We start from the raw sequence: 15,927 nt of genomic DNA on the forward strand, positions 1-15,927 counted from the left end.
CGTACGAAGATCCGCCACCGGACGCGTACAACTTTTCGGCCTGCCGCAGGTCTGAACAGGTGCGGCGCGGAGTGCGCCAGTGTTCAGGAGAAAGAGGAATCCGAACGTGCCCCGTGCTCGCTCGACGCGCCGGTGGCTGGTCGCCGCCGTCTCCACCGTCCTCGCCGTCACCCTCGGCGCGGGCGCCCTCGCCGTCCCGGCGAGCGCCGCCCCCGTGGCAGGGACGGCGGCCGTCACGGCGGACGCCGACGTGGCCCCGTTCGCCTTCCCCAGGGGCCACACGCTGGTCGACGCCGGTGTGAAGGGCTTCCTCACCCAGTCCGCGGACGGCAGCATCAGGCGCTTCGCCTGGTACGGACAGGACTCGGGGTCCGGCTACGACGGCTACTACACCCGTCTGCGGTCGACGCGGACCGACGACTACCTGGTGCTCGTCGGCCACTACCAGGTCACCGTCCGGGACCTGACGACCATGTCGAGCTTCCAGGTCCCCCTCGACGGCACGACGGAGTACATCGGGTCCGCGGCGAACGCCGTGTTCACGACCAGGGGCACGGTGTTGCGCGAGCACACCGCGGAGGGAGGCACGGTGACCGTGACCGGCCTCCCGGCCGGCGCCACGAACTTCGTGCTGCTGCCGGCCACCCCCGGCGAGGCCCGGGTGCACTTCGCCGCGGACGGTCTGGGGAAGTGGGGCACGATCGACCTCGCCACCGGCGCGTTCAAGGAGGTCGTCCTCGCCCCCGAGGTCCCGAAGGACGCCGTCGTCAAGGCCGTCTCCGAGACGCACATCGCCCTGGCGAAGGACACCGACGGCTCCCAGCCGACGATCTTCCTCGTGGACCGCTCCACCGGCGCCGTCCAGAGGATCCCGGTCGAGAGCACCTGGGGCGACCACTTCCAGGTCGGTCTGGTCGGCGGCTGGGTCGTGTACGGCGAAACGGGCGGCCTGTACTACGGCCCGGGACCGCTGTACGCCCTCACCGCCTACAACCCGGTCACCCACGCCAAGGTGAAGCTCCTCGACCACCTCACCTCGACCGCCGCCGCCCCCGACGGCAGCCTGTACGTGCGCGGCGGCAGCCTCACCCAGGGCGAGGGGATGTACCGGATCACGGCGACGGGGAACGACACCCCCGCCGTGACCCTGGTGGCGACCACGGGCGAACCCACCGCCCTGACGATCACCGGCGACGACGTCCCCGCCACGGTCGACCTCGACAAGAACGCGGGCCACACGAAGTTCACCTGGAACCTGTCCCGAACCGGTGCGGAGGTGACGCTCACCGTGCGCCACACCCGGACCGGACAGACCCAGACGCTCTACGACTACCCCCAGTCCAAGGCGAGCACGACCTTCGACTGGCAGGGCGAATACAACGGCGACTACACCTGGAAGCTGACGGCCCGACCGCTCAACGGCCTCGGCCCGACCGCCACCGCGACCGGCGGCTTCAGGGCCGTCCGCACCCCCAAGCCCCACGACTTCGACGACAACGGCGCCCCGGACGTCCTCCTCCGAGACGGCTCCGGTCGGCTGTGGCGCGCGGACACCGCGTACTCCACGCAACTCCAGGCCCGCCCCCGGCAGCAGATCGGCACCGGCTGGCAGATCTACGACCGGATCGAGGCCACCGGCGACCTCGCCGGTTCCACGGTCGGTGACCTCGTCGCCCGGGACACCGCCGGCGTCCTCTGGCTGTACCAGGGCAACGGGCGCGGCGGCTTCGGCACCCGGACGAAGATCGGCGCCGGGTGGAACGCCTACACCCAGCTCGCCGGCGGCAGCGACCTGACCGGCGACGGCCGCGCGGACCTGGTCGCCACCGACAAGGCGGGCGACCTGTACCTGTACAAGGGCACGGGCGGCGCCACCGCACCCTTCGCACCCCGGAAGAAGATCGGCTACGGCTGGGGCACCTACAACCAGCTGACCGCCGTCGGCGACATCGCGGGCGGACCTGCCGGAGACCTGGTCGCCCGGGACGCGGCCGGCGTCCTCTGGCTCTACCTCGGCAAGGGCGACGGCACCTTCGCCGCCCGGACCAGGATCGGCGGCGGCTGGAACACGTACCAGCACCTCGTCGGCGTCGGTGACGCGAACCGGGACGGCCGCCCCGACCTGGTCGGCTTCGGCCCTCAGAGGGAGGACTACCTCTACCGAGGCACCGGCGACTGGGAGGCCCCGTTCCTCGGCCGGGAACTCGCGGGCCTGACCATCGCCATCGGCGGCGGCCCGTACAACAGCATCGCCTGACGCGCGAAGGCGCACCCGGTCTCCCGGGTGCGCCTCCTCCAAGGACGGGACGACGTCAGGCGTCGCGGCCCTGGTCCATGCGCTCCTGGGCCTCCTGGCGGCCCCGGCGGGCCTCCTCCTCGGAGCGGCCGCGCCCCTTGGAGGCGCGCTCGGAAGCCTCGTCCTTCGCCTTGCCGGCGGCCTGCCGCGCCTGCTCCTTGAGCTGCTGCGCCTTGTCCTTGATCTGGTCCTGCATACCCATCGAAGTTCACTCCTAGAAGGGTGAGGGAGGGCCGGGGGCGGGGTGCCCCTCCGGCCTCGACCAGCCTCGCACGAGCGAACATTCCACGCATTTCGATCGTTTACGGAGGGTTACCGCGCGGAGGAGCCCTCCGCGCGCGCCCGCTCGTCGGCCGCGCCGCCCGCGCCCACCAGGCCCTTGGAGACCGAGCTCAGGCGCGGCTCGAAGCGCCGCATCTCCCGCTTCCCCACCGTGGCGATCACGCCCGGCAGATAGCCGCGGACCGACTGCATCCCGCGCAGCCACCACTGCGCGTACACATGGGCCGAGCGCCGCTCGATGCCCGCAACGATCCGGTCCACGGCCGGGCCCAGGGGGTACGTGCGGTTCGAGGGCCACGGCAGCCGCTGCCGCAGCTCCTTCATCACGTCGTCCTGGTCCGCGCCCCGCACCATGTCCGTGTCGGTCCAGGACAGATAGCCGACGCCGACCTTCACGCCCTTGTACGCGACCTCGGCGCGCAGGCTGTGCGCGAAGGCCTCGACGCCCGACTTCGAGGCGCAGTACGCCGTCATCATCGGGGCGGGCGTGATCGCGGCGAGCGAGGCGATCTGGAGGAAGTACCCGCGCGACTCCATGAGGACGGGCAGGAAGGCCCGGCCGGTGACGGCGCCGCCGATGAGGTTGACCTCGATGACCCGCCGCCAGGCGACCGGGTCGGAGTCGACGAACGGACCGCCCGCCGCCACACCGGCGTTGGCGACGACGATGTCGACCTTCCCGAACCGCTCCTTCACCTCCGCCGCGACCCGGGCCATCGCCTCGTGGTCGGTGACGTCGGCGTGCCACCAGTCGGCCTCCGTGTGCAGCCGCCCGGCGACCTCCTTGAGCTGCTCCGGCTCCAGGCCGACGAGCGCGATCTTCGCACCGCGCGCGGAGAGCTTGCGGGCGAGGAGCTCCCCGACTCCGCGGGCCCCGCCGGTGACGACCGCGACCTGCCCTTCCAGGCTCGTCCTGCTCATGCCCCTGCCTCCTCGTTCTCCTTGACTCCCAGGTAAGTGAGGGTCAGTTCGCGGATCTGCGCGGTGACGGCCTCCGGGGCCTCCACCGGTGTCATGTGGCCCATGCCGGCCAGCTCGACGAACCCCGTGCAGTGCGGCAGCGCCTCCGCCATCGCGCGGGAGTGGACGGGCGGGGTGAGCCGGTCGGCGGTGCCGACGAGCACGGCCGCCGGCACCCGGAGCTCCCTCAGTCCCGCTTCGAGGTCGAGCCCCGCCAGGACCTGCGACCAGCCGTACCGGGCGCCGCGCGGGCAGGCGTGCACGATCCGCGCGCAGGCCTCGACCCGTTCCGGCGCCGAACCCGGTCCCATCGTCGCGTACTTCAGGATCCTCTTCGACACGGCGTTGACCGGGCCGAGCGGCGCCTTCGCGCCGAGGACGGCCGCCGTCAGCCGGCTCCGCAGCCCGCCGGGCCCGAGCGGTACGACGGTGGCCTCCGCGGTCAGCCGCGAGGGGCCGGTGGAGCAGAGCAGGACGGCGGCGGCGTGCTGCCGGAAGCCGGGCCGGCCGGCGGCCGCCATGAGCGTCATGCCGCCCATGGAGTGGCCGGCCAGGACGGCCCGCTCGCCGGGACCGAGGGTGGCCGCGAGCACCGCCTCCAGGTCGTCGGCGAGCGCCGTCGTCGAGTAGCCCGAGCCGCCGGTCGCGGCGGGCGCCGGGGACCGGCCGTGGCCGCGCTGGTCGTAGGCGACGACCCGGTGGTCGGCGGCGAGGGACCGTATCTGCTCGGCCCAGAAGGCGATCGAGCAGGTCCAGCCGTGGGACAGGACCACGGCGGGCGCGCCCTCGGGGCCGTACACCTCGACGTGGATCGGGGAGCCGTCGGCGGAGACGGCGGTGAGCGCGCGGGACTCGGGCAGCGGGGTCAGGTGGCGGCTCACTGGGCGGCCTCCTTCTTCTTCGAGGGGCGACGGACGGCGGGCGCGGTCCTGGGGGCGCGGATCACCTCGTACTCGGAGAGGTCGACCTGCCGGGTCTCGCGCCGGAACTCGGCCGTGGTGCCCGGCCACAGGGTGGTGTTGCGGCCGCTGGCGTCGAGGTACCAGCTGTTGCAGCCGCCGGCCTTCCACACGGTCCGCTCCATCCGGGCCTGGACCTTGCGGTTCCAGGCGTTGACGGCGGAGGGGCGGACGGCGAGGGCGGAGCGGCCTCCCAGGACGTTCAGTTGGCGGAGGTAGTCGGCCATGTAGTTCAGCTGGGACTCGATCATGAGGATCATGGAGGAGTTCCCGAGGCCGGTGTTCGGTCCGATGATCATCATGAGGTTGGGGAACCCGCCGGCGGTGGCCCCGCGCAGCACTTGGACGCCGTCCTTCCAGGACTCGGCCAGGGTGTGCCCCTCGGCGCCGACGACGCGCTCGGCGATCGGGATGTCGGTGACGTGGAAGCCCGTGCCGAAGACGATCGCGTCGACCTCGGTCTCGGTGCCGTCGGCGGCGATCACGGTGGAGCCGCGGACCTCGCGCAGCCCGGAGGCGACGACGTCCACGTTGGGCTGGGCGAGCGCGGGGTAGTACGTGTTGGACAGCAGGATGCGCTTGCAGCCGATGCGGTACGAGGGCGTCAGCCTGGCCCGCAGCTCCGGGTCCTTGATGGACCGGGCGATGTTGGCCTTGGCGAGCTTCTCGACCAGGCCCAGCTCGTTCGGGTGCTTGGTGAAGGCGCCGACCTGGAGCTCGCGGATGCCCCAGAGGATGCCCCGGCGCAGGGTCGCCGTGGCGGGGAGCGCCCGGTGCAGCCGGCGCTCGAAGCCGCTGATCGCGCGGTCCATGCGGGGCATGACCCACGGGGGCGTGCGCTGGAAGAGCGTGAGCCTGCCGACCTCGCGCTGGATCTCGGGCACGATCTGGATGGCGGAGGCGCCGGTGCCGACCATGGCGACGCGCTTGCCGCGGAGGTCGTAGTCGTGGTCCCAGCGAGCCGAGTGGAAGACCTTGCCGGGGAAGTCGGCGAGGCCCGGGATGTCGGGGATCTTCGGGTCGGAGAGCGGTCCGCCGGCGGAGACGAGGACCTCGGCGCTGAAGGTGCCGCCGCTGGTCTCGATCTCCCAGCGCAGCGCCTCCGCGTCCCACCGCGCCTTCAGCATCTCGTGGTTCAGGCGCAGGTGCGGGCGGATCCCGAAGGTGTCGGTGACGTGCTCCAGGTAGGCGCGGATGTGGCGCTGCCCGGAGAAGGTCCTGGGCCAGTCCGGGTTGGGCGCGAAGGAGAAGGAGTAGAGGTGGGAGGGGACGTCACAGGCGCAGCCGGGGTAGCTGTTGTCGCGCCAGGCGCCGCCCACGGAGTCGGCCCGCTCCAGGACGACGAAGTCGGTGATCCCCTCGCGGCGCAGCCGGACGGCGGCCCCGATGCCGCCGAACCCCGCTCCGATCACCGCCACCCTGACGTGCTCGTGCTTCGCCATGCCGCCTCCCGTGCGCCCGGCCAAGATTCCGCCAGCAATCACTGGCACGGTTGGACTGTAGAGCAGCTCCATACCGAGCGGTAGGGGTACGACGAGGGAAAGTTACCGGCGGTACAACATAGGCTTGCGGCTGTGGCAGAAGGATCACGTCCCGAGACGGGCGCACGGCACGACCCGCGCGAGGCGACGAGCGGCGGCGCGGGTGACGGCGCGCCCGCGCCCCGCGAGTACCGCATGGACGAACTCGCCGCCGCCGCCGGCATCACCGTGCGGACCCTGCGCTTCTACCGCGAGCGCGGACTGATCCCGCCGCCCCGCCGCGAGGGCCGGATCGCCTGGTACGACGACAACCACCTGGCCCGGCTGCGCACCATCGCCGCCCTCCTGGAGCGCGGCCACACCCTCAACGGCATCGCCGACCTCACCACCGCCTTCGAGAGCGGCCGGGGCGTCCGCGAGGTCCTCGCCCTGCCCGCCCCCTCCGAGGAGGAGCCGGTCCGCCTCACCCCCGAGGAGCTCGCCGACCACTTCGCCGGGGAGGTCACCGCCGAGAACCTCGCCGCCGCGCTCGACCTCGGCTACCTCGTCACCGACGGCGAGGAGATCATCCACATCAGCCGCCGGCTGCTCGACGTCTCCGCCGCCCTGGTCCGGGAGGGCGTCCCGCTCGCCGAGGTCCTCAAGGCGGGCGCCCGCGTCCGCGAGCACGCCGACGCCCTCGCCGGACTCTTCACCGAGCTCCTGCGCGCCCACACGTCCGAGGACGACCTCAGCAGGCTGCGCCCGCTCGCCAAGAGCGTGGTGGAGGCCGAGCTGTCGATGGCGCTCGACCGACGGCTGCGCGAGACTCCCTGACCCACCCGAGAGGGACCCCCGCCCCAACCGGGAACGGCGCCGGCCCACCCGGGAACGGCACCCGGCCCACCGGGGAACGGCCTCATGATCGCCTGACAGGTTCTTCAACAGTTCTTCATGACCTCCGCCCTACGGTCGGTCCACCCGCCGCACCCGCGGACGGGCCCGACCGGAGGAACGGGAGAACCGATGAGGACGAACCGGGTGCTGCTGGCCGCCGCGGCGGCGGTCACGGCGTTCGCGCTGACCGGCTGCGGCGGGGACGGGGGCGACGAGACCGGGAAGATCCCGACGGCCGGCGACGGCACCTCTTCCGCCGGCACGGGCAAGGGCACGGCCGGCGGAGGGAACGGCAAGGACGAGGTCGCCGTCTACATCGAGGGCGTGCGCGCCTATGTGAAGTGCCTGCGCGAGAACGGCATCGACGCCCCGGACCCCGACGCGAACGGCCAGGTCGAGCTGGGCGACGCCGGGGCCCTCAAGAAGAACCCGACCTTCGTCAAGGCCCAGCAGAAGTGCTCCTCGCTCCACCCGCCGGTCCCCGCCGAGATCGAGCGCAGGCTCGCCCCCAAGCTCACCCCGGAGCAGATCAAGAAGCAGTTCGAGTACGCCGACTGCATGCAGAAGAACGGCGCCCCCGACTTCCCCGACCCCGAGCCCGACGGCAACGTGTACGGGGACGTCCAGTGGGACTCCAGCACGGCGGCCGCCAAGAGGGCCGCCCGCACCTGCGCGCCGATCATCGGCAACCCCGTCGAGCAGGGCCCGGGCAAGGGCTGAGCGATGAGCGGGATGTTCACGGACAGGGACGAGGCCGGGGCCGGAGGCGCGGAGGTGGAGCCGGAGCAGGAGGGGACGGCTCCCCCGCGCGCCCCGGGCCGGCGGCGGAGCCGTACCGTCCTCGTCGCCGCCGCCGTCGCCGTGGTCGCGGCGATCGCCGTGGTCGGCGCGCTCGGCCTCGGCGGCGGTGGGGGCGAAGGCCCCGCCGCCCCGCCGAGGGCGGGCTCCACGGTCGCGGTCGCGAAGGAGACCCTCGTCGAACGGACTACGGTGGAAGGCCAGTTGGGGTACGGGACGGAGATACCGCTGCCGGCCAAGGCGTCCGGCACCGTCACCTGGCTCCCGGAGGCGGGCACGGTCGCCGAGCGCGGGGACACCCTGCTGCGCGTGGACGACCGGCCGGTGGTCCTGCTCTACGGCGCCCTGCCGATGTACCGCGAGCTGGGCATGACGACCGGGACCGCCACCCCGGACACCGGGACCTCGACTCCCCCGGCGCCGGGAGGCGCCGGGGGCAAGGGCGACGGCACGAAGGGCGGTACGGACGGCGGCACGGGCACGGGCACGGAGGGCGGCACGGGCACGGAGGGCGGCACGGGCACGGGCACGGCCCAGCCCCCCGCGCCCCCGCCCCCCGCGCCCCCGCAGCCCCTCCGCGGCATGGACGTCCTCCAGTTCGAGTCCAACCTCGCCGCGCTCGGCTACACCGGCTTCACCGTCGACGAGAAGTTCACCTCCGGCACCGAACGGGCCGTCAAGCGCTGGCAGAAGGCCCTGGGCCTGCCCGAGACCGGCCGGGTCGGCCTCGGGGACGTCGTGTACGCCTCCGGCCGGATCCGGCTCGGCCAGGCGAGCGTCCGGCTGGGCGCGGCGGCCGGCGAGAACGTCCTCGGATACACGGGAACCTCCCGCAAGGTGGTCGTCAACGCCTCGGCGCAGGAGGCCTCCTGGGCCGTGCGCGGCACCGAGGTCACGGTCGGCCTGCCCGACGGCACCCCCGTGAAGGGCGAGGTCGCCTCGGTCGGCAAGCAGGCGACCGCGCCCGGGGGCGAGGGCGGGGCCGGCGGCGCGGCGCCCACGATCCCGGTCACGATCACCATCGCCGACCAGCGTTCCCTGGGCCGCCTGGAGAGCGGCCCGGTCTCCGTCGAGTACGTGGGCAGGAAGCGCGAGAACGTCCTGACCGTCCCGGTGGCCGCCCTGGTGGCGCTCGCCGAGGGCGGACACGGCCTGGAGACCGAGGACGGCCGGTTCGTCACCGCCCGCACGGGCCTCTTCGCCGAGGGCAAGGTGGAGGTCAGCGGCCCGGCGCTGCGCGCGGGCCTGAAGGTGAGGATCCCGCAGTGAGCACGGGCACGGCCACCGACGCCGTGGTGGAGTTCCGGGCGGTCTCGAAGACGTACCCCGGCGGCGTGACCGCGGTCCGGGACGTGAGCCTGCGCGTCCGGCGGGGCGAACTCGTCGCGATCGTGGGCCCGTCGGGCTCCGGCAAGTCCAGCATGCTGAACCTGATGGGCAGCCTGGACCGGCCTTCGGCGGGGCACGTCCTGGTCGACGGTCACGACGTGGCGGAGCTGACGGACCGGGAGGTGTCGGCGCTGCGGGCCACCCGGATCGGCTTCGTCTTCCAGCAGTTCCACCTGGCGGTCGGCGTCCCGGTCCTGGACTCGGTCGCGGACGGCCTGCTGTACGCCGGGGTCCCGCTGCGGCGCCGCCGGGCGCGGGCGGCGGCGGCGCTCACCCGGGTCGGGCTCGGTCACCGCGTCCACCACCTGCCGCACCAGCTCTCCGGCGGCGAGCGTCAACGGGTCGCCGTGGCACGGGCGGTGGTCGGCGGGCCGGCGGTGCTGCTGGCGGACGAGCCGACGGGAAACCTGGACTCCGCGTCGGGGGCGGCCGTCCTGTCGCTCCTGCGGGAGCTGCACGCCTCGGGCACGACCGTCGTCGTCATCACCCACGACCGGGAGATCGCGGCCGCCCTCCCCCGCCGCATCGAGATGCGCGACGGCCGGGTGGTGGCGGACCACTCCACGGAACCCGCGATCGGAGCGCACGGATGATCCCCGCCCCCCGAGGGAGAAGGAGCACGCGGAACGAGCGGGACGCGCTCCGCCCGGCCCGGCTGCGGCCCGCCGACGTCGTCCGGCTCGGCGGCACCGGCCTGCGCACCCGCCCGCTGCGGGTGTTCCTCTCCGCGCTCGGCATCGCGATCGGCGTGGCCGCCATGATCGCCGTGGTCGGCATCTCCGGCTCGGGCCAGGCGGAGGTGGACCGCCGGCTCGACGCGCTCGGCACCAACCTGCTGCGGGTCGCGCCCGGAGCCACCCTGGGCGGGGGGAAGACGAAGCTCCCGGCCGAGGCGGTGCGGATGATCGACCGCATCCCGCCGGTGCGCGAGGTCGCCGCCACCGGCGCGACCGAAGCGAAGATCTACCGCAACGAACGGATCGCGGTCGGCCGCACCGGCTCCCTCGCCGTCCTGGCGGCTGACGACGGCCTCCTCCCGGCCGTCGGCGGCCGGGTGCGGCGGGGCCGCTGGCTGGACGCGGCGACCGAGCGCTATCCGGCGGTCGTGCTCGGCGCGACGGCGGCCCAGCGGCTCGACGTGTACACCCCGGGCACCCGGGTCTGGATCGGCGGCCGCTGGTTCTCCCTGGTCGGCGTCCTCGATCCCGTACCGCTCGCCCCGGAGCTGGACGCCGCGGCGCTCGTCGGCTGGCCGGCGGCCCGGACGTACCTGCGGTTCGACGGCCATCCCTCGACCGTGTACGTCCGCACCGAGGACAGCGCCGTCGCGGCGGTACGGGGGGTGCTGGCGGCGACGGCGAACCCGGCGAAGCCCGGGGAGGTGCAGGTCTCGCGCCCGTCGGACGCGCTGGCGGCCCGCGAGGCGACCGAGTCGGCGCTGACCGGGCTGCTGCTCGGCCTCGGCGGGGTCGCGCTCCTGGTGGGCGGGGTCGGCGTCGGCAACACGATGGTGATCTCCGTGCTCGAACGGCGCCCGGAGATCGGGCTGCGCCGGGCCCTCGGCGCGACCCGGGGCCAGATCCGCACCCAGTTCGTCACGGAGTCCCTGCTCCTGTCGGTGATCGGCGGGTTCGGCGGGACCGTCCTCGGGACGGTGATCACCGCCGCGTACGCGCTGAGCCGGGGGTGGCCGACGGTCGTCCCGGTGTGGGCGACGGCGGCCGGGGTGGGGGCGACGCTGGTGATCGGGATGCTCGCCGGGCTCTATCCGGCGGTCCGGGCGAGCCGTCTGGAACCGACGGTGGCCCTGGCCGGCACCTGACGCACGCACCCCCCGGGAAGCGGCCAACCTGGTCCGGGCACCGTCCCGGGCCGGACTGGCCGCTTCCCGGTGCTGCCCGGTCCGCCGGAACCGGGAAATCCGGCGGACCGGAAGTACGTCGCCCCGCTCTCCGTTCCCCGTCACGGCTCCGGAATCCGGGCGACCGGAGGAATCCGGCGTGTCACGGCGGCGCGCGCAACAGTCCGGAAACAATTCCCCGGCCCCACCGGAAAAGCATCGCCGAAAAGCAGCCGTCGCCGCGGCCGCCCATTGAACGAATTCTCTCCGTCGGGCAATTCTTTCTCCGCACTCGAACGAACCGGCCCGCCCGGCGCAGCGCCGGGCGGGAACGACCAAGAGTTCAGGAGAGATTGATGCGTCTTCGGACGAAACTCGCCGCGGTGGCCGTCGGTGCCGTCGCGGCCACCGGCGGCCTTGTCCTGCCGACCACGGCGGCGGTGGCCGCACCGGAAGGTGCGGCCGCCTGCTACAGCCCCGGCTGGTCGAACAAGGACGGCCGTGCCGGCAGCACGAACACGAACTACGTGAACATCCGCACCGGCCCGACGACCGAGTGCGTCTCGCTCGGCCAGGCGCAGGCGAGCCACAGCCTCACCCTGCACTGCTGGGTGTCCGGCCAGGACGGCACGTGGTCGCACGTCCGGGACAACAGCACCGGCGTCTCGGGCTGGATCAAGGACAGCCTGCTGAACGGTTACGGGTCCAACGTTCCCTGCTGATCCCGCGTCCCGCTGCCGGCCCCGCCCCGCGGGGCCGGCAGCACCACCGTGAACACGGAGCCCACGCCCACCTCGGACGTCACCTCGACGGCCCCGTGATGGTCCGCCACGATCTGCCGGGCGATCGAGAGCCCGAGCCCGCTGCCGCCGGTGGCCCGGCCGCGCGACGCGTCGGCCCGCCAGAAGCGGTCGAAGAGGCGGGGCAGGTCGGCGGCCGGGATGCCGCTGCCGGTGTCCCTGACCGCGATCCGCACCATCTCGTCCCGCTCCTCCAGTTCGAGCCGCACCCCGCCCCCCGGGGCCGTGTGCCGCACCGCGTTGTCGACGAGGTTCCCCAGGGCCTGGCGCAGCCGGTCCGGGTCCCCGTGCAGCCGTACGGTGCCGGGTCCGGCGCCCATGACCTCCAGGGCGACCCCGGCCGCCGCGGCCCGGGCGCTGTGCGCGGTCCGGCAGGCCTCGACCAGTTCGCGGGCGTCCAGCGACCTGCGGTGGTACGTGAGCGCGCCGGCCTCCGCGAGGGCCAGGTCCTGGAGGTCGTCCACGATCCGCTGCTGGAGCAGCACCTCCTCGTGGAGCGAGTCGAGCAGTTCGGCGTCGGCCTCCAGGACCCCGTCCTGGAGGGCCTCCAGGTAGCCGCGCAGGTTGGCGAGCGGGGTGCGCAGCTCGTGGGCGATGTCCCCGACGAGCCGGCGCTGCCGCTCCTCGCTGTCCTGGAGGGAGTCGGCCATCCGGTTGAAGGACCGGCCGAGCTCCCCGATCTCGTCCTTGCCGGAGGCGGGCACCCTGCGCCCCAGGTCGCCCTCGCCGAGCCCCCGGGAGGCTGCCGTGAGGGCGCGCACGGGGCGCAGCACGGCCCGGCTGAGGAGCAGCGCGCAGGCGAGCGCGGCGGCGGCGACCCCGGCGGCGACGAGCGCGGTCGGGCCGACGGCCAGGGTCTGCCCGGCGTCGTCGACGGCGCCGAGGCGGACGGTGAGCGGCTGGGGGCCGACGGCGGCGGTGCGCTCGGTGAAGACCCGCTGGAGGCAACGGTGCAGCGCGGGGGGCTGGGTGGCGCGGCACACGGCGGTGGCGGCGTAGTTCTCCCTCTCCACGGCGTTCGACACGCTCCCGGCGCGGGCGCAGGAGGCCGAACCGGCGGGGGCTCCGGGCGCCTTGCCGCCGTCCCCGAGGACGGGCACGCCGTACTTGCCGGGCCGGACGGTGACGGTGTGCCCGGCGCGGGTGAGGCAGGCGGCGTACGTCACGCCCGCCGCGTACTCGTGGATCATGGTGCCGGTGACCTTGGCGAGCGAGCCGGGGTCGAAGCTCTCGGGCAGGTCCAGCCGGGGCCGGGGGTCGACGAGCAGCGGGGGCGCGGTGCCGCCGGGGCGCGGGTCGCGGCCGAGGAGCGCGTCGGAGTCGGCGATCTGGCCCTGGCTGCCGGTGCCGATGCGGATGCGCTGTCCGGTCTCCCGGCTGAGGCCGCGGACCGTGGCGGCGACCCCGTCCCAGGTGCCGTGGGTCGAGCCGTAGGCGTGGAGTTCGCCGGTGATCCGGGCGACGGACTGGCGGTCGGCGGCGGCGGACTCGCGGAGCTGGCCGGTGACCTGCCGCAGGGTCAGCCAGGCGGTGGCGGCGGTGGCGGCCACGGCGACGAGGAGGACGAGCGCGAAGACCCGCAGCCTGAAGCTCACCGCCCGGCCCCCTCCGAGAGCCGGTAGCCCCGCCCGTACACGGTCTCCAGGTGCCGGGGCCGGGCCGGATCGGCCTCCATCTTCAGCCGGAGGTTGCGGACGTGGACGTCGACCGTGCGCTCCAGGACGTCGCTGTCGAAGCCGAAGACCCGCTCGATGATCTGCGCCCGGGTGAAGACCCGGCCCGGCTCGCGGGCGAGGACCTCCAGGAGGGAGAACTCCTTCGAGGTGAGGGCCACCGGCCGGCCGGCGACCCGGACCTCGAAGCGGGCGGTGTCGAGCTCGACCGCGCCGACGCGCAGCAGCTCGTCCCGGGCGGCGGCGCCGGTCGCCCGGGACCGGCGGAGCAGGGCGCGGACCCGGGCGGTGAGCTCGCGCGGGCTGTACGGCTTGGTGAGGTAGTCGTCGGCGCCGAGGTCCAGGCCGAGGAGCATGTCCTCCTCGGTGCTGCGGGCGGTGAGCAGCAGGATCGGGACGTCGGATCCCTCGGAGCGCAGAATGCGGCACACGTCGAGGCCGTCGACGAAAGGCAGCATCACGTCGAGAACGACGAGATCCGGCCGTACGGAACGCACCCGTTCCAATGCGGAACGCCCATCGGCGACGACCTGGACGGCATTTCCCTCCCGCTCCAGATAGATCCGAATCAGCCGTGACTGCTTTTCGTCGTCCTCGGCGACGAGAATGCGCGCGTTCACCAAATCCCCCCACCCGGATCCGTCAATTCACAGCACGGTACCGCGCGGGACCGGTGGACCGGCCTACAAGTCGTAGACGGCGGTCACGGGGGCGTGGTCGCTCCAGGGTCCTCGTGGGCGGAGACCGGCGATCTGATAGTCGACCCATGGCGCGATCGACTTGGAGATGCAGTTAGCCCAAGGAGGGAACAATCCATATGATTAATATTAATAACGCTCATTCAGGGTTACGGGCACTCATCGCGGTACGACTGAGCGTCAGATCCGACGAATCGACGTCGCCCAAACGCCAGCGGGAAGCCTGCGAGGCGGAGGCCAAGCACCTTGGAGCCGAGGTCGTCGGCCACGCGGAGGACCTGGATGTCTCCGCCACCCGGACCACTCCGTTCGAACGGCCGGAACTGGGCGACTGGCTTGCCGGGCCCGACGACTTCGACGTGATCGTCTGGTGGCGGCTCGACCGCGCCGTCCGCTCCATGGGAGACATGGCCGAACTGACCCGCTGGGCCAAGCGCCACGGCAAACGTCTGGTCTTCGCGGAGGGCCCGGGAGGCAGTTCCCTGGAACTGGACATGACCTCGATCATGTCCGAATTGATCACCATGCTTCTGGCCTTCGCCGCGCAGATGGAAGAGCAGGCCATCAAGGAGCGCATCACGAGCGCCAACGCGGCGCTGCGGGCGATGGGGCGGTACTCCGGAGGGCTCCCGCCGTACGGATACACACCCGTGCAGCGTCCAGCCGGCGAGGGATGGACCCTGGCCCAAGACCCGCAGCGCGTCGAAGCCGTCGAAACGATGATCCGGATGCTGTTGGACGGCAACGCTCCGAACGCCATCGCGCTCCACCTGAACAGCGAAGGCATCCTGACACCCCGCGACTGGAACGACGTCCGGCAAGGGCGAACCCCGAAGGGGCGCAAGTGGGTCGGCCAGACCGTCAAACGCGTGCTCCTGTCCCCGTCGCTCCTCGGCCACCAGATCCACGCGGGCTCCGTCGTACGGGACGGCAACGGCCTGCCGGTGAGCATCACCCCCGGCCCGATCCTGACGCGAGACCGGTTCGAGCAGATCAAGAACGCGCTGGGTGAACGCCCCAAGGGGGCCGCAGGAAACCGCAAGGACACCGGCGCACTCCTGCTCGGCGTTCTGCACTGCGCCTCCTGCAAGGGCCGCATGTACCGGGTACCCGCACACGACTACTCGGTCTACGTCTGCCGGGCCCGCACCAAAGGACTCCTCTGCGATGCCCCCGCAGCCGTCAAGACCGACTGGGTGGAGGAGTACACAGAGCGAGAGTTCCTGAAGGAGCGGGGAGGGTTCCCCGTACTGGAACGGGTGACATACCCGGGTTACGACCCCCGTCCCGAACTGGAGGAGATCACCACTGAACTCCGCGAGCTGTACGCCGTCCGCAACTCACGACGATCGCGTGTCGGCCTCGCCATCTGGCAGGAGCAGGTGGACGCACTGGAGGGCCGCGCCGAGGTCCTGGAAGCGACTCCGGTGCAGAAGGAACGCACAGAGCTGGTTTCCACGGGCAAGACCTACGCCGATCACTGGAGGGTCGGCGACTCCAGGGAACGACGGTCCATGCTGCTCGACACGGGAACCCGCCTGGAGTGCGCGAAGGGCCGGCGAGGGGGACGCCCCGCGGACATGAAGCGCCGCGCGCTGGAACGCTTGTCGATCAACTTTCCCCGGCCGGGAGAACAGCAACGACAGACGGCGTGAGTGCCGCTCACAGCGACAGGGCGATGACGCTGCCGGTGGCGGATGCACCCTCGTCCTCACGGGCAAGGCGAGCGGCAGGAGCACGGACCGCCCGGAGTCGTCGGCAGCCCTGGCCCTCGCGTAAACGCCGGAAGCGCCCCGCCCCAGCCCTGGGGCCCAGAACGGGCCGAGGGTGGGGCCTTCCGGGTCCCGCCCGGCAGCCTGAAGCGCGCTCAACGCC

The 15,927-nt window shown here is 73.0% G+C and carries 14 protein-coding genes; 8 read left to right on the top strand and 6 right to left on the bottom strand.

Annotated elements, in window-relative coordinates; genetic code table 11:
* The first annotated feature begins 106 nt into the window (after positions 1–106).
* Positions 107–2,257, top strand: coding sequence for an FG-GAP-like repeat-containing protein (locus K7G60_RS24085; protein WP_225803022.1), 2,151 nt, complete (start codon positions 107–109; stop codon positions 2,255–2,257).
* Positions 2,258–2,312: 55 nt separating this feature from the next.
* Here K7G60_RS24085 and K7G60_RS24090 read toward each other — a convergent pair whose 3' ends face one another.
* The 4 genes from K7G60_RS24090 to K7G60_RS24105 form a co-directional block, all read right to left on the bottom strand.
* Complete coding sequence (locus tag K7G60_RS24090; RefSeq protein ID WP_225803023.1) at positions 2,313–2,498, bottom strand: hypothetical protein; 186 nt, start codon at positions 2,496–2,498, stop codon at positions 2,313–2,315.
* 110 nt (positions 2,499–2,608) lie between these two features.
* Positions 2,609–3,499: an SDR family oxidoreductase gene (locus K7G60_RS24095; RefSeq protein ID WP_225803024.1), complete on the bottom strand. Its 891-nt coding sequence runs from the start codon at positions 3,497–3,499 to the stop codon at positions 2,609–2,611.
* Positions 3,496–4,419, bottom strand: coding sequence for an alpha/beta fold hydrolase (locus K7G60_RS24100; RefSeq protein ID WP_374115670.1), 924 nt, complete (start codon positions 4,417–4,419; stop codon positions 3,496–3,498). The genes K7G60_RS24095 and K7G60_RS24100 overlap by 4 nt, the downstream gene beginning before the upstream one ends.
* The gene (locus K7G60_RS24105) at positions 4,416–5,939 is read right to left on the bottom strand and encodes an NAD(P)/FAD-dependent oxidoreductase (protein ID WP_225803025.1); all 1,524 of its coding nucleotides are present in this window, start codon (positions 5,937–5,939) and stop codon (positions 4,416–4,418) included. Before K7G60_RS24105 ends, K7G60_RS24100 begins: the two co-directional genes overlap by 4 nt.
* Positions 5,940–6,173: 234 nt before the next feature.
* Here K7G60_RS24105 and K7G60_RS24110 point away from each other — a divergent pair, with 234 nt between their 5' ends.
* The 6 genes from K7G60_RS24110 (at position 6,174) to K7G60_RS24135 (ending at position 11,603) form a co-directional block, all read left to right on the top strand.
* On the top strand, positions 6,174–6,794 hold the full coding sequence (locus K7G60_RS24110; RefSeq protein ID WP_225803050.1) for a MerR family transcriptional regulator: 621 nt from the start codon (positions 6,174–6,176) through the stop codon (positions 6,792–6,794).
* 189 nt (positions 6,795–6,983) lie between these two features.
* The gene (locus K7G60_RS24115) at positions 6,984–7,574 is read left to right on the top strand and encodes a hypothetical protein (protein ID WP_225803026.1); all 591 of its coding nucleotides are present in this window, start codon (positions 6,984–6,986) and stop codon (positions 7,572–7,574) included.
* A 3-nt stretch (positions 7,575–7,577) separates the two neighbouring features.
* Positions 7,578–8,921, top strand: a complete 1,344-nt coding sequence (locus K7G60_RS24120) for a peptidoglycan-binding domain-containing protein (protein ID WP_225803027.1) — start codon at positions 7,578–7,580, stop codon at positions 8,919–8,921.
* Complete coding sequence (locus K7G60_RS24125; protein WP_225803028.1) at positions 8,918–9,634, top strand: ABC transporter ATP-binding protein; 717 nt, start codon at positions 8,918–8,920, stop codon at positions 9,632–9,634. Before K7G60_RS24120 ends, K7G60_RS24125 begins: the two co-directional genes overlap by 4 nt.
* Positions 9,631–10,863 (top strand): ABC transporter permease, encoded by a 1,233-nt coding sequence (locus K7G60_RS24130; RefSeq protein ID WP_225803029.1) that lies wholly within the window; start codon positions 9,631–9,633, stop codon positions 10,861–10,863. Before K7G60_RS24125 ends, K7G60_RS24130 begins: the two co-directional genes overlap by 4 nt.
* A 374-nt stretch (positions 10,864–11,237) precedes the next feature.
* On the top strand, positions 11,238–11,603 hold the full coding sequence (locus K7G60_RS24135) for an SH3 domain-containing protein (RefSeq protein ID WP_225803030.1): 366 nt from the start codon (positions 11,238–11,240) through the stop codon (positions 11,601–11,603).
* Here K7G60_RS24135 and K7G60_RS24140 read toward each other — a convergent pair.
* A complete protein-coding gene (locus K7G60_RS24140; RefSeq protein ID WP_225803031.1) occupies positions 11,579–13,276 on the bottom strand; it encodes a cell wall metabolism sensor histidine kinase WalK in 1,698 nt (565 codons plus the stop codon). The two genes, K7G60_RS24135 and K7G60_RS24140, sit on opposite strands and share 25 nt — an antisense overlap.
* A complete protein-coding gene (locus tag K7G60_RS24145) occupies positions 13,273–13,974 on the bottom strand; it encodes a response regulator transcription factor (protein ID WP_225803032.1) in 702 nt (233 codons plus the stop codon). Before K7G60_RS24145 ends, K7G60_RS24140 begins: the two co-directional genes overlap by 4 nt.
* Before the next feature lie 197 nt (positions 13,975–14,171).
* On the opposite strand from K7G60_RS24145, the gene K7G60_RS24150 reads away from it, so the two are divergent.
* The gene (locus K7G60_RS24150) at positions 14,172–15,707 is read left to right on the top strand and encodes a recombinase family protein (RefSeq protein WP_225803033.1); all 1,536 of its coding nucleotides are present in this window, start codon (positions 14,172–14,174) and stop codon (positions 15,705–15,707) included.
* Positions 15,708–15,927 lie beyond the last annotated feature (220 nt).

The sequence above is a fragment of the Streptomyces sp. NK15101 genome, from assembly GCF_020400725.1.
Taxonomy (GTDB): Bacteria; Actinomycetota; Actinomycetes; order Streptomycetales; family Streptomycetaceae; genus Streptomyces.